Below are 13421 nucleotides of genomic sequence, written 5' to 3' on the forward strand. Positions count from 1 at the left end.
TGGGATGCACGAGTCTCAGCGGCGCGATGCGTCGCCTTCGTGGAAACCTGGGATTGGCCTCAGCGTAAACCGGGCAGCCTTCCGAGTCAGTGGGACTGGTTGTGAAGAACTGCACAAGGTACGGCCACGCTGCGACATCTCGAGCTGATACCCGCTTTCCCGCGCAGTTTCACGCAAATCTTGTCGTGCATCCCGGTCGGCGCGGGAGCGGTCGGGCCCGGCCAGGTCCCGCCGACCGGTTCCTGGATTCCCGTTCCGAGCCGCGTCAGTCCTCCTGCTTGGTTACGCTGCGTTCATCGAGGTCGCACCCCGGGAAGGCCCGGAGGCGCCGCCACCGCGCACTCGTCGTTGCTGCCCCTGTGACGTGCTTCCAGCCGGTAGGCTCGGCGCGTGGCCGCGACGATGACCGGGGAGCAACCGGGCCCCCGGCAGACCCGACCGGGTCTGGTCCGCGCATTGATCGACCGCTTCGGTCACCTCGTCCGCGAGTTGAGCAAGTTCGCCACCGTGGGCAGCGTCGCCTTCCTCGTCGACTTCGCCTTGTTCAACTACCTGACGACCGCGCGCGACGTCGAGCAGGTGACCGCGAAGACGATCTCCACCGTGCTCGCGGCGACCGTGGCCTTCCTCGGCAACCGCTTCTGGACGTGGCGGCACCGCCAGCGCAACAACCCGGCCCGCGAGTACGCGTTGTTCTTCACGTTCAACGCCGTCGGCCTGGGCATCGCCGTGGGGTGCCTGGCGCTGAGCCGCTACGGGCTGGGCAGCATCTGGCCGACCATCTTCCAGACCACGCTCGCCGACAACGTCGCCAGCTATGTCGTCGGCACCGGCCTGGGCACGCTGTTTCGATTCTGGTCCTACCGGCGGTTCGTCTTCGTCGAAGCGGGAATCCCGACCGTCCCGCAGGTGAAGCACGACCGAGACCACGGGGCGTGACCTGCCGCCCACCTCGTCCGGCCGGTGATCGCCGGCTTCACCGACTGCCCTAAGGTGTTTCGCATGCGTCTTGTCCGTCTGCTGCCTGAGCGCTGGCAGAAGTTCATCCACGAGGCGCTCAAATTCGGCATCGTCGGCGGTATCAACACCGTCATCAATTACGCAGTATTCAATGCCCTTGCACTCACCGTATTCGCCGACGGCCAGTTGAAGGCGACGGTGATCGCCACCGTCGTGGCGACGATCACCTCATATCTGATGAATCGCCACTGGACGTACCGGGACCGCCCGAAATCGGCGCTCCGGCGGGAGTATGTCCTGTTCTTCCTGTTCAACGCGACCGGCCTGCTCATCGAGCTGGGCGTCCTGGCCGCCGCCAAGTACGGGCTCGGCATGACCAGCCTGCTGGCACTGAACGTGGCCAAGACCGGCGGCGTGCTGCTGGCCACGCTGTTCCGGTTCTGGTCCTACCGGACCTTCGTCTTCCAACCCGTCACGCCGACCAAGGCCACGGCCGAGGCAGAGCCGAGCTGGCACTCCATCCCGCGCGACGAGTGGGACGCGATGGCCGAGATGGACCCGGTCGCGGACCTGGCCGAGTCGGTCTCCGAGCTGGAGGAGGAGCAGCCCCCGCCGACCGGCGAGCGAACCGGCCCGGCGGGCGCGCCCACCCAGGGCCGCCCCATGCCGCTGACCGCCGGCCTGGCCGGCGACCTGGACGCGGAACTCGCCGCGGAGCTGCACGCCGGCACCCGCCGCGCGCCCCGCCGGTGACGGCACCGACCACCCGCTCCGGCACCGGAGCTCCCGCGGAGCTGTTCTTCGAGGACCTCGTGCCCGGCCGCACCGTCGACCTCGGTGTGGTCACCGTCGACGGTGACGAGATGGTGGCCTTCGCCCGCCGCTTCGATCCGCAGTGGTACCACGTCGATCCGGAGCTGGCCGGGGCGAGCCGGCACGGTGGGCTCATCGCCAGCGGCTTCTACACGGTCAGCCTGTTCATGCGGGCGTACGTCGACCACCTGCTCTCCCGGGCCGCGGCGGACGCCTCACCCGGGCTGGAGGAGTTGCGCTGGCTCGCGCCGGTCCACGCGGGTGACCGGCTGGCCGTACGCGTCGACGTGATGGGGGCGCGGCCGTCCACCGCCCGCCCGGGGCTGGGCACCGTGAGCCTCACCGGCACCATGCTCCGCCTCGGCGCCGACGACCAGCCCGAGCGCGAGGTGCTGCGCACCCGGTTCCGCGGCTGGTTCGCCATGCGGCCCACCGAGCCGCCACCCGGCGAACCCGTCGCGCCCAGCGGACCCGTCCCACCTGGCTGAACCGCCCCAGCACGGTGGCCGGGGCGGCGGACGCCGGGATCAGCTGGTGCTGTCCCGCAGCGGCTTGCCGTCCTGCATGTCGGCGAGCATGCCGCGCATCTCCCCGTCACCCAGCGAGTGCTTGTCGTGCTGCGCCTCGACCAGTTCGTACAGCTTGGTCTGCACCCGGCCGACCCCGGGCACATCGGCGAGCACCGACTGGCCGCGCTCGCCGGCCGACTCGATGGTGAGCGTGCCGGCGCCGAGCAGCCGCTCCAGGAAACGCTGGTTCATCGCGTGGTCGTTGATCCGGGTGAGCGGCAGGTCTCGCCGGTCCCGGGAGAAGACCCCCTGCTGCAGCAGCACCCGCTCGTTGGTGAACAGGTAGTGCGTGGTGCGCCAGACCAGGAACGGCCACAGGCCGAGCCAGAGCACCGCGACCAGGGCGAGCACCCCGATCACTGCCAGCGCGATCGAGCCACCGCCGCCGGCGGGCAGCAGCAGTACTCCGGCCACCACCGCGGCGATGGCGAGCACCAGCACCGCGACCGGTCGGATCAACGCCTTCCAGTGCGGGTGCAGGTGCAGCACGACGTGCTCGTCCTCGGTGAGCACGTCTTCGGGGAACGCCACGGAAACCTCCATCGCAGAAACGGACGGCCCGACGGTAACCGGTCGCGGCACCCGCGCGGATCAGCCACGCGGCCGGCACCCGCCCCCGCCGGGTCAGCGCAGGTGCAGCACGTCACCGGCGGCGAGCGCCCGGACGCCGGCGGCGGTGGCGACCAGCAGTTGACCGTCGACGTCGACGCCGGTAGCGGTGCCGGTCACCTCCTCGCCGCCGGGCAGCAGCACCCGCACCTCGCGACCGACGGTCGCACAGGCGGCCAGGTACGCCGCGCGCAGGCCACTGGCCTCCGCGTCCCCGCCGGCGGTACGCCACCGGTCGTACCAGTCGGCGACCGAACGCAGCAGGGCCCGCAGCAGCGGATCCCGGTCGGTGGCCGCCGCGCCGGCCAGTTGCAGCGAGGTGGCCGGCAGCCCGGTCGGGTTCACCGGCAGCTCGTCGGCGCGCAGCGTCACGTTGAGCCCGATGCCGAGCACGATGGCCGGCGGCTGGGCGGGCGAAGGCCCCGGAACCGCCTCGGCCAGAATGCCGGCGCACTTCGCGTCGCCGATCAGCAGGTCGTTGGGCCACTTCAGGGTGGCCTCCAACTCGGCCAGGCGACCCACCGCCTCGACCAGCGCGACGCCGGCGAGCAACGGCAACCAGCCGTACCCGGTGGGTGGCGCCGGCGGCCAGCCGCGTTCCGCGGCGGCCTCACCGGGCCGCAGCAGCACGCTGGTCGCGATGCCGGCCCGCGGCGGCGACTGCCACACCCGCCCGCGCCGGCCCCGGCCGGCGGTCTGCCGCTCGGCGACCACCACCAGTCCCTCCGGCTCGCCGGCCCGGGCCGCCTCGGCCACGTCGGCGTTGGTGGAACCGGTCTCGGTACGCAGCTCCAGCCGGGCCCACGGGCCGTGCGGGGCCACCAGTGCCCGGCTCAACCGGGCCGCCGACAGCGGCGGGCGGTCCAGATCGGTGTACGGCGAGCCCGGCATTCCGTCAGCCTACGGTGATCGTCGCGGACGCACTGAGGCGTACTGCACAGCGGCACCCGCCTGAACCATCGTTATATTCCCTGGGTGACTACCGAGACCGGGACCAACATCCACAGCACCGCGGGCAAGCTGGCGGACCTGGAGCGCCGGGTCGACGAGGCGGTGCACGCCGGATCGGCGCGCGCGGTCGAGAAGCAGCACGCGCGGGGCAAGAGGACCGCCCGCGAGCGGATCGAGATGCTGCTCGACGAGGGCTCCTTCGTCGAACTCGACGAGTTGGCCCGACACCGGTCGACGGCCTTCGGGCTGGAGAAGAACCGCCCGTACGGCGACGGCGTGGTGACCGGCTACGGCACGGTGGACGGCCGGCAGGTCTGCGTCTTCGCGCAGGACTTCACGGTGTTCGGTGGCTCGCTCGGCGAGGTCTTCGGCGAGAAGATCGTCAAGGTGATGGACCTGGCCATGAAGATCGGCTGCCCGGTGGTCGGCATCAACGACTCCGGCGGCGCCCGCATCCAGGAGGGCGTGGTCTCGCTCGGCCTCTACGGCGAGATCTTCTTCCGCAACGTGCGGGCCTCCGGCGTCATCCCGCAGATCTCGCTGGTGATGGGCCCCTGCGCCGGCGGCGCGGTCTACTCCCCGGCGGTCACCGACTTCACCGTGATGGTCGACCAGACCTCGCACATGTTCATCACCGGCCCCGACGTGATCAAGACGGTGACCGGCGAGGACGTCGGCATGGAGGAGCTGGGCGGCGCCCGCACGCACAACTCGCGCAGCGGCAACGCGCACTACCTCGCCACGGACGAGGAAGACGCGATCGAGTACGTCAAGGCGCTGCTGTCGTACCTGCCGTCGAACAACCTCGACGAGCCGGTGGTGTTCGACGCTCCCGCCGCCTTGGAGATCAGCGACGAGGACCGCGAGCTGGACACGCTGATCCCGGACTCGGCCAACCAGCCGTACGACATGCACCGGGTCATCGAGCACGTGCTCGACGACGGGGAGTTCCTGGAGGTCCAGCCGCTCTACGCGCAGAACATCGTGGTCGGCTACGGCCGGGTCGAGGGGCGACCGGTCGGTGTGGTGGCCAACCAGCCGATGCACTTCGCCGGCACCCTGGACATCGCCGCCTCGGAGAAGGCCGCCCGGTTCGTCCGCACCTGCGACGCGTTCAACATCCCCGTGCTGACCTTCGTGGACGTGCCCGGCTTCCTGCCCGGCACCGGCCAGGAGTGGGACGGCATCATCCGCCGGGGCGCGAAGCTCATCTACGCGTACGCCGAGGCGACCGTCCCGAAGGTCACCGTGATCACCCGCAAGGCGTACGGCGGGGCGTACGACGTGATGGGTTCCAAGCACCTCGGCGCCGACCTGAACTTCGCCTGGCCGACCGCCCAGATCGCCGTGATGGGCGCGCAGGGCGCGGTGAACATCCTCTACCGCTCGGAGCTGGCCGGCGCGGACGACCCGGCCGCGGTGCGGGCCGAGAAGATCGCCGAGTACGAGGACACCCTGGCCAACCCGTACGTCGCCGCTGAGCGTGGCTACGTCGACTCGGTGATCCCGCCGCACGAGACGCGTACCCAGATCGTGCGCGCGCTGCGGGTGCTGCGCACCAAGCGCGAGACCCTGCCCCCGAAGAAGCACGGCAACATCCCGCTCTGACGGCGTCCCCTGCTCGCCACCCACCCCGCTGACAGCCCCGATCAGCAGGGTGGGTTGGCGGCGACGCACATCCGGCGGGCGGCAAGCTCCGCCAGGCGCCGCAGCTCCGGCTCGGTGCCGTCCTCAGCGAGGCTGAGTACCGAGATCAGGTCGCCCACCCGGACCACGGCGGTGCTGGTCGACGCCGGTTCCACGCCGAGGGCTCGGCCGGTCTCCCGATCGCGGGGCTCCGACTCGCTGTAGCGCAGCAGGGCCGCCCCGTCGCCCGCGAAGCCCCGCTGGACCACCGCCCAGCGGTGCGTCACCTCAGCAGTCCCCGTGGCCCCTTCCAGGTCGTAGCGCGCGAAGCTGCGCCACTCGGCGCAGGGTGCCACCAGCCGGTCGAGGTCGGCGAAGAACGACGCGGCCGCCTCCGGAGCCACCCGGTACACATCCTGTCTGAGCAGCACATCACGAGGGTTGCGGTCGACGGGGCGATCCCGCAGCAGAGTCTGTGACCGTGACCAGTGGGACGTCGGCCAGCCGGCTGCCATTCCCTGGCTCTCCCGGCAGCGGCCCAGCATGTGTTCCACGAGGACCGGCTCAGTCAACCCCGACTCGCTGAGCTGCATGCGCGCCGGCTGCGCGAGGTCGGCCGGTTGCAGCAGTGACTCGAGGGCGATCTCGCCACGGGCAGGTGCGGTCGGGGCGGCCGAGGCCGCCACCGGGGGCGGTGCCGACTCGCCACGGTTTCCGGTCACGACGAAGGCGGAGACGCCCGCGAGCGTCAGTACGACCGTCGCCGCCACGGCCGTACGCCGGCTGCGTCGCCTGGCCCGGGCCCGGATCTCCTGCGGCTCGGGCCACCGCACGTCGCGCAGGTCCCGGTGGACCCGCTCGACGAATGTCAGGTCGTCACGCATCGGCGGCCTCCTCCAGGTCAGAGACGGCGAGCAGCCCGGCGAGCGCCGCGCGTCCCCGGGAGAGTCGGGCCTTCACCGTGCCGACGGGAGCCTCGGTTTCCCGCGCCACCTCGGCTACCGGCATGCCCATCAGGTAGTACAGGGCGATCGCGGTGCGCTGCTCCTCGGGCAGCCGTCGCAGCGCGGCGACCACCTCGACCGTGTCGGTGCCCGGCCCGGGAACGGTCTCGGAGGCCCCGTGCCGCAGGTACGCGCGGGCGCGACTGCGCAGGCTGCGCCACCGGCTGACGGCGACCCGGCTGGCCACCACGCGCACCCACGCCTCCGGATCGTCGTACCGGCTGACCGTGGACCAGCGCTGCCACGCCCGGATGTACGCCTCCTGCACGGCGTCCTGCGCCTCGACCCGATCGCCGGTCAGGGCGTAGACGAACCCGAGCAGCCGTTGCCGACTTCCCCGGTAGAACTCGTCGAACCCGTCGACGTCCGGCACCCCGCTACCTCCCCGTGTCGGTCGCAGGGAACACGCGCCGGGTGGTGCCGCCGGTTGCCCCGATCAGGGAATCATCTTCTCCAGCTCGGCGAGCGGGAAGGCGCCGGCCGCAATCCGCTCCCGGACCGCCCGGCGCACCGCGCGCTGCACGGCCGCGTTGGCCGGCGTCGGTACGCCGTGCAGCCGCCCGAGCAACACGATCTCGCCGTTGAGGTGGTCGACCTCCGTCGAGCCGGCGCCCCGGGCCAGGCTCTGCCAGGTGGAGCCGCCGGAGCGGGACTCGCCCCGCACCGGGCGCTGCTGGACCTTGTCGCCGCGCTCGGCCGCCTCCTCGGCGGTCGAGGTGTGCGCGATACCGGCGGCGGCGAGCGTGGCGACGCCCTCGGCGCGGACCCGCTCGGACAGGGCGTCCGGGATGTCGCCGCCGAGCAACGCCTGGAGGCCGTTGCCGAGGTTGTTGAGCAGCTTGCCGTACTTCCAGCGCATCACGTCGGCGCGGACCGGGGCCACGAACCCGGCGGCGGTCAGGTCGGCGGCGACCGCCCGGTCGATGTCGGCGGCATCGGCGGGGTATCGCCCGATGTGCAGCATCCCCGGATGCGGGTGCCCGTTGGCCACCACCACGCCCGGCTCCAGGTGGGTGGCCGGCAGCCAGACGCAGACCGCGTGCACGTCGGCGAAGAGCCGCAGCGCCGCCCGCTCGTTGGCCACCCCGTTCTGCGCGGTGACCAGGGGCAGCCGCTCCGCGGCCGTACCACCGCCGGCCACCGGCGCGTCCGCCCAGGCGGCCAGCGCGCCCGCGGTGTCCTGCGACTTGACGGTCAGCATCAGCACGGTGTCGGCGGGCAGCGGCCGGTCACCGGGGCCGTCCACCGCGGTCAGTCGGGCGGTGACCTCGCCGTCGGGCTGGCGCAGGGTCAGGCCCCGCTCGCGCATCGCGGCCAGGTGCGCGCCGCGGGCCACCAGGGTCACTTCGTGGCCCGACTCGGCCAGCCGTACGCCTATGGTCCCGCCGACCGCGCCCGCCCCGATGATCACGTATCGCATGGCGTCATTCTGCCCGTTCGGCGAGGTGGCACAGCCAGCGCTGCCTGACCGGCGACACGTCCCGTTCCATCCGCAGCGGCGTGAAACCCGCGCCGGCCAACAGAGCGTGCGACCCGTCCGGCGAGTAGCGGGCGAAGAACCGATCCACGTCCTCACCCGCCCAGCGGTCCCAGCTCTCCCCGTTGCCTTCCTGCAGGGAAACCAGCAGCACCCCGCCGGGTTGCAGCACCCGGCGCACCTCGGCGAGCGCGACCGGCGCCAGCGCCTTGGGCAGGTGCAACAGGGCGGCAGAGCACCAGACCGCGCCGAAGGCGGCGTCGGCGAAGGGCACGCCCAGCATGTCGGCCTGCACCAGCGGGGCGGTGGTCCGGGTACGGGCGATGGCGAGCATTCCCTGCGAGAGATCCAGCCCCACCGTGGCGACGCCACGCTCGGCCCAGAAGGCGAGGTCCCGGCCGACGCCACAGCCCAGGTCGAGCAGGGGTCCCGCGCACCGGCGCTGGACATCGTCGGCGAGCGCGAGATAGCTCGCCGGCATACCCGGGTTCCGGGCCGCGAAGTCCGCGGCGATCCGGTCGTACGCATCGCGGGTCCGGCTGGTCAGCTCGTCCATGCCCTGCGACGCTACCGCCCCCGCCCGTCGATCATGGAGTTGTGGTGCCCGGTTGATGGTGGTTCAGGGCTTTGGTAACCCACCACAAGTCCATGATCGCCCGGATCGGGACGGGGTCAGACGGTCAGGGCTGCGTCGGTGAGGATGGGGCCCGCCAGCAGCAGGGCGCCGGCCACCAGTACGGCGAGGTTGACCAGGGCGAACACCACCACCCAGAAGAACGCGGGGAACGGGGTGAGGCCTGCGAGCTGATCGGCGTCGGAGGCGGGCATCCGGCCGCGCGAACGCAGCCGTTGCAGCTCCACCACCGGCCGCACCCCGCCGAGCAGCAGGAACCACACCCCGGTGTACGCGAACGCCGCCTGCACCTGCGGGGTGGCGTACCAGGAGACGGCGAGCACCACGGCACCGGTGACCAGCAGCGACACCACACCGAACGCGTTGCGGATCATCACCAGCATGGCGAGCAGCAGTGCCACGGCCACCCAGAGCAGCAGGGTGATCCGGTTACCGCCGAGCAGCCACGCGCCGGCCAGCCCGACCAGCGGCGGTGCGACGTAACCGGCGAGCAGGGTCAGGATCATGCCCGGTCCGCTGGGCCGGCCGGCCGAGAGCGTCAGCCCGGAGGTGTCCGAGTGCAGTCGGATGCCGCGCAGCTTGCGACCGGTGAGCAGGGCGACCAGAGCATGCCCGCCCTCGTGCGCGATGGTGATCGCGTTGCGGGCGATCCGCCAGGGCAGCCGCGTGGAGACCACCACCAGCGCGACGGCGGCGGTCAGCAGCACCAGCAGCGGGGGCGGGTCCGGCTGCGCGCCGAACAGCGTGTCCCAGAGGTTGCCCAGCCCGTCGATCGACATCATGGGGCGCGAGCCTACCGGCGGCGTTCGTGTCGCTCCTCGGGCACCGGCTCGTATCCTGTGAGACTGATCGGGTGGCGAGTGGAGCGGGAGGTGAGCGCCGGTGAGTGCGGAACCCCTGGGACATCACGTCGGGCTCTGGACCGAGGCCGACTACCTCGCCCTGGGTGAGACCCCGGACCGGATCGAGCTGCTCGACGGGAGCCTGATCGTGAGCCCTGCCCCGAGCAAGCGGCACCAGTTGGTGTCGTGGAACCTCGTCGACAGCCTGCGTCCAGCAGCGCGGCCCCAGAACCTCCTCGTTTTCGAGGCCGTCAACGTCCGCCTCGGGGTCGACCGGATCGTCATTCCGGACGTGGTCGTGGCGGACACCGACGACGAGGGCACGATCGTGGAGGCCGCCGAGGTGGTCCTGGTCTGCGAGATCGTCTCACCGGGCAACGCCGCCGCCGACCGGCTGGTCAAGATGCAGCTCTACGCCATCGCGCGGATCCCCTGGTATCTGCTGGTCGAGCAGGACGGCGACGGTCACTCGCTGCGGCTGTTCCGGCTGGACGGCGCGCACTACGTCGAGGAGCAGGTGGCCAAGCCGGGCGAGACGCTGACCACAGCGGAACCGTTCCGCTGGCAGCTTGATCCCGCCACCCTGCGCTGATCCGCCCCGCGGCAATCCGTCCGGGCCACCGACACCCGTCGATGAAAGTTTTCTCTACGGCTCTTGTGATCTAGGGCAGTTATCTCCAATGATGAGCGTCAATAGAACGCCGTCCTTTGGAGGCAGCCATGGCCCGTACCAGATCACCGCTGCGCCGCGTACTCGCGGCCGGCCTCACCGTGCTCGCGGCCGCCGCGGCGACCCTGGTCGCGACCGCCGGCCCCGCGGCCGCCGCCACCACGCCCGGCGTCGACGTCTCCCGCTACCAGGGCACCATCAACTGGACCAGCGTGCGCAGCGCCGGCATCCAGTTCGCCTTCATCAAGGCCACCGAGGGCACCAGCTACAAGGACCCGAACTTCAACGCCAACTACGTCAACGCGTACAACGCCGGGGTGATCCGCGGGGCGTACCACTTCGCCCGGCCCAACATCTCTGCCGGCTCGACCCAGGCGAACTACCTGGCCTCCAACGGCGGCGCCTGGTCGGCGGACAGCCGCACGCTGCCGGCGGCACTCGACCTCGAGGCCAACCCGTACAGCGGTGGCTACTGCTACGGGCTGAGCACCACGGGCATGCGGAACTGGGTCCAGGACTTCCTCAACACCTACCGCTCCCGCACCGGCCGGTACGCGGTCATCTACACCACCACCAGCTTCTGGAACCAGTGCACCGGCAGTTGGACCGGCCCCTGGGCCAACCACCCGCTGTGGCTGGCCCGCTGGTCGAGCACGCCGGGCGCCCTGCCGGCCGGCGCTCCGGTGTGGAGCTTCTGGCAGTACACCGCTACCGGCCGAGTCTCGGGGATCAGTGGGGACGTGGACCGCAACTACTGGAACGGTGACCGGACGCGCCTGATCGCGCTGGCGAACAACACGGCCTGACAGCGGTTGGCGGCAGCGGGATCGGCTGTCACCGCACGGTGGACAATCGGTCCGGCTGCCGCCACCCCTGCGCCGGTACGAGTCAGGCCCGCCGCCGGCTCATCGCCGGCACCATCGCCGGGGCGTCCCTGCGGACCGGGGCGTCCCGCCGGCCCATCCGCCAGGCACCCACCCCACCGACGGTGACAGCCACGACGCTGAGCAGCGCGACGAGCACCGGAATTCCGGCGCCTACCAGCAGCAGTGCCGCATCACCGAGGGCGACGAGCATCCACAGTGCCAGCCGGGGCCGGGCGCTTCTGTATCGGTAACCCATGTCGTACCTCCTTCCGTCGTCGGAGATCAGATACCCCGGGCGACGGAAGGTCATGCGAGGGAATTTCAGTCCCTACGGTCGGGCACGAAGCCCTTGGCGATCCGGTCGAAGTTGGGCAGGTTGGCCTGCCAGTCCTTCTGCGCGATCTCCCACCGCAGGGCGTAGCCGCGATTGCTGGCGGTGACGAAGCCCCGGTTGCGGACGTGGATCCTGGTCCCGTCGCGGGTCTCCAGCCACTCCCAGTCGCCGCAGGTCTTCCAGAAGTTGCAGCGCTTGATGCCCAGGTTCTGGTAGTTGTTCACGAACTTCCGCCGGTCCGGCTCCTTGCTCTGCCAGTCGGCGACCGCGTCGTCCGCCGGATTGCTGGTCCACTGGACGAGCAGCTCGCCCGGCCCGTTGGACTCGTCGAAGACGATCGTGTTCTCACCGACGTCCTTGCGCACCCAGCCGTCGGGCAGCGGCAGGGTAAAGCCGGCCGGGTCCCGGTGCAGCTTCCAGCCGGCCGGCAGCGCGTTCGGGTCGGCCGAGGGGGTGGCCGACGCCGTCGGGCTGGAGGCGCCGGTGGTGGGCGCGGGCGCCACCGGCTCGGAATTCTGCGGCGTCGGCGCGGAGGTCGCGGTCGCCCCGGTCGTCGGATCGGCCTGCGGGGTCCCGCCGTCGTCCTTGCCGTCGCTCAGCAGCGGAACGAGCACCACGAGGCCGATCAGCAGTACGGCCACCAGGGCACCGACGAGCAGGTTACGTCGGGTGTTGTTCGGCTTCGTACCCTCGAAGGGCACCACTGGCGCGCGGCCGGCCGGGGCGGCGGGCGGGCTCACCGGAGCCGGCATGACCGAGGTCGGCGTGTTCGGCCTGCGCTCCACCGCCGGCGTCGCCGGCTCCACCAGCGGGCCGTCGACGGCGGTCGGCTCCTCGTCGCCCGGCGCGGCGTTGGTCGTACCGTCGGCGGACGTGTCGCCCGACTCCGCGACACCGGCGGTCGACGCGGTGTCCGATGTGGTCGGACGGTCCATCGCGGCGGTCGGCTCGGCTGGCGCGTCGGTCGGCACCTTCGCCGTCGGGTCGGCGTCCGGCGCTGGAGGCACCACGGCCGTCGGCGTGGCGTCCACGGAGGAGGCCGCGCCTCCGGCGGGTGCGGCCGTCACGGGCGGGGTACGCGGTGCCGGCGGCGTCACCGGCTTGTCGGCGCGCTCCTCGGCAGGTCGCGGCGCCGGCACGACCGGCGGGCGCGGCTCGCGCGGACCATTCGGCCCCGGCCGGCGTACGCCATCCAGCAGCGAGATGCTGCGCGCCCGCTTGCCCCCGGCGCGGCGCAGCAGGCGCTCCGCCACCTCGGCGTTGATCCGCTCGTTCGGGTCCTTGCGCAACAGTCCGTTGAGCACCGGCTTCAGTGGACCGGCGTTCTTCGGCGGCGGCATCGGCTCGGTCGCCAGCGCCGCCAGCGTGGCGATCGCCGAGGGCCGCGCGTACGGCGACTTGCCCTCGACCGCCGCGTAGAGCGTCGCGCCCAGCGACCACAGGTCGGCCTCCGGCCCGGCGGTGCCTTCGCGGGCCCGCTCCGGCGCGATGTACGCGGGCGAGCCGAGCACCATGCCGGTGCGGGTCACGTTCGGGTCGCCCGGAATGGTGGCCAGGCCGAAATCGGTCAGCACCACCCGGCCGTCGTCGCCGAGCAGCACGTTGCCGGGCTTCACGTCCCGGTGCATGACCCCGGCCTTGTGCGCCGCCTTCAGCGCGCCCAGCACGCCGAGGCCGATCTCCACCGCGCGGGCCGGCGACACCGGCCCGTCCTCGGCCAGATGGTCCTGCAAGGACTTCGACGCCACGTACTCCATGACGATCCACGGGTCGCCGTCGGTGCGCAGCACGTCGAAGATGCGGACGACGTTGACGTGGTTGAGCCGGGCGATGGCCCGCGCCTCCCGCAACGAGCGCTCGCGCATCTCACGGCGCTCCTCGTCGGTGAGACTCGGCGGCGGCACCAACTCCTTGATGGCGACGTCGCGATGCAACACCTCGTCGCGTGCCTTCCACACCCGACCCATGCCGCCCTGGCCGAGCGGCGACAGAAGCCGGTATCGGTCAGCGACGAGTTGGGGAAGCGGGTTCGACATCGCTGAGACGGTACCCGGAGCCCCCGACCC

Annotated in this window: 15 protein-coding genes; 6 read left to right on the forward strand and 9 right to left on the reverse strand. The window is 71.8% G+C overall.

Features of this window, described 5'->3' with window-relative positions:
* The first annotated feature begins 402 nt into the window (after window positions 1–402).
* The 3 genes from ACFOW4_RS21995 (at window position 403) to ACFOW4_RS22005 (ending at window position 2261) form a co-directional block, all read left to right on the forward strand.
* Window positions 403–939: a GtrA family protein gene (locus ACFOW4_RS21995; protein ID WP_377531689.1), complete on the forward strand. Its 537-nt coding sequence runs from the start codon at window positions 403–405 to the stop codon at window positions 937–939.
* Window positions 940–1002: 63 nt separating this feature from the next.
* Window positions 1003–1713: a GtrA family protein gene (locus ACFOW4_RS22000; protein WP_377531691.1), complete on the forward strand. Its 711-nt coding sequence runs from the start codon at window positions 1003–1005 to the stop codon at window positions 1711–1713.
* Window positions 1710–2261, forward strand: coding sequence for a MaoC/PaaZ C-terminal domain-containing protein (locus ACFOW4_RS22005; RefSeq protein WP_377530652.1), 552 nt, complete (start codon window positions 1710–1712; stop codon window positions 2259–2261). Before ACFOW4_RS22000 ends, ACFOW4_RS22005 begins: the two co-directional genes overlap by 4 nt.
* 39 nt (window positions 2262–2300) lie before the next feature.
* Here ACFOW4_RS22005 and ACFOW4_RS22010 read toward each other — a convergent pair whose 3' ends face one another.
* Window positions 2301–2873: a PH domain-containing protein gene (locus ACFOW4_RS22010; RefSeq protein WP_377530654.1), complete on the reverse strand. Its 573-nt coding sequence runs from the start codon at window positions 2871–2873 to the stop codon at window positions 2301–2303.
* A gap of 93 nt (window positions 2874–2966) precedes the next feature.
* Window positions 2967–3842: a biotin--[acetyl-CoA-carboxylase] ligase gene (locus ACFOW4_RS22015; RefSeq protein WP_377530655.1), complete on the reverse strand. Its 876-nt coding sequence runs from the start codon at window positions 3840–3842 to the stop codon at window positions 2967–2969.
* 84 nt (window positions 3843–3926) lie between these two features.
* Between ACFOW4_RS22015 and ACFOW4_RS22020 the strand changes: the two genes are divergently transcribed.
* A complete protein-coding gene (locus ACFOW4_RS22020; RefSeq protein ID WP_377530658.1) occupies window positions 3927–5510 on the forward strand; it encodes an acyl-CoA carboxylase subunit beta in 1584 nt (527 codons plus the stop codon).
* 41 nt (window positions 5511–5551) lie between these two features.
* On the opposite strand, the gene ACFOW4_RS22025 is transcribed toward ACFOW4_RS22020, so the two are convergent.
* The 5 genes from ACFOW4_RS22025 to ACFOW4_RS22045 form a co-directional block, all read right to left on the reverse strand.
* Window positions 5552–6412, reverse strand: coding sequence for a hypothetical protein (locus ACFOW4_RS22025; protein WP_377530661.1), 861 nt, complete (start codon window positions 6410–6412; stop codon window positions 5552–5554).
* Window positions 6405–6905 carry a sigma factor-like helix-turn-helix DNA-binding protein gene (locus ACFOW4_RS22030; RefSeq protein ID WP_377530664.1) on the reverse strand — a complete coding sequence of 167 codons (501 nt, stop codon included), beginning with the start codon at window positions 6903–6905 and terminating at the stop codon, window positions 6405–6407. Before ACFOW4_RS22030 ends, ACFOW4_RS22025 begins: the two co-directional genes overlap by 8 nt.
* A gap of 63 nt (window positions 6906–6968) precedes the next feature.
* Window positions 6969–7952: a ketopantoate reductase family protein gene (locus tag ACFOW4_RS22035; RefSeq protein WP_377530666.1), complete on the reverse strand. Its 984-nt coding sequence runs from the start codon at window positions 7950–7952 to the stop codon at window positions 6969–6971.
* Between the two features lie 4 nt (window positions 7953–7956).
* Window positions 7957–8565: a class I SAM-dependent methyltransferase gene (locus tag ACFOW4_RS22040; protein WP_377530667.1), complete on the reverse strand. Its 609-nt coding sequence runs from the start codon at window positions 8563–8565 to the stop codon at window positions 7957–7959.
* A gap of 116 nt (window positions 8566–8681) precedes the next feature.
* On the reverse strand, window positions 8682–9425 hold the full coding sequence (locus ACFOW4_RS22045; RefSeq protein ID WP_377530670.1) for a M50 family metallopeptidase: 744 nt from the start codon (window positions 9423–9425) through the stop codon (window positions 8682–8684).
* Window positions 9426–9525: 100 nt separating this feature from the next.
* Here ACFOW4_RS22045 and ACFOW4_RS22050 point away from each other — a divergent pair, with 100 nt between their 5' ends.
* Both ACFOW4_RS22050 and ACFOW4_RS22055 read left to right on the forward strand, forming a co-directional pair.
* Window positions 9526–10077, forward strand: coding sequence for a Uma2 family endonuclease (locus tag ACFOW4_RS22050; protein ID WP_377530672.1), 552 nt, complete (start codon window positions 9526–9528; stop codon window positions 10075–10077).
* Between the two features lie 128 nt (window positions 10078–10205).
* Window positions 10206–10961, forward strand: coding sequence for a GH25 family lysozyme (locus tag ACFOW4_RS22055; RefSeq protein ID WP_377530674.1), 756 nt, complete (start codon window positions 10206–10208; stop codon window positions 10959–10961).
* A gap of 82 nt (window positions 10962–11043) precedes the next feature.
* Here the strand turns inward: ACFOW4_RS22055 and ACFOW4_RS22060 are convergent, their stop codons facing one another.
* Both ACFOW4_RS22060 and ACFOW4_RS22065 read right to left on the reverse strand, forming a co-directional pair.
* The gene (locus ACFOW4_RS22060; RefSeq protein ID WP_377530676.1) at window positions 11044–11277 is read right to left on the reverse strand and encodes a hypothetical protein; all 234 of its coding nucleotides are present in this window, start codon (window positions 11275–11277) and stop codon (window positions 11044–11046) included.
* 65 nt (window positions 11278–11342) lie between these two features.
* Complete coding sequence (locus tag ACFOW4_RS22065; protein ID WP_377530679.1) at window positions 11343–13391, reverse strand: protein kinase; 2049 nt, start codon at window positions 13389–13391, stop codon at window positions 11343–11345.
* Window positions 13392–13421 lie beyond the last annotated feature (30 nt).

The sequence above is a fragment of the Micromonospora sp. GCM10011542 genome, assembly GCF_042650685.1.
GTDB lineage: Bacteria > Actinomycetota > Actinomycetes > Mycobacteriales > Micromonosporaceae > Micromonospora.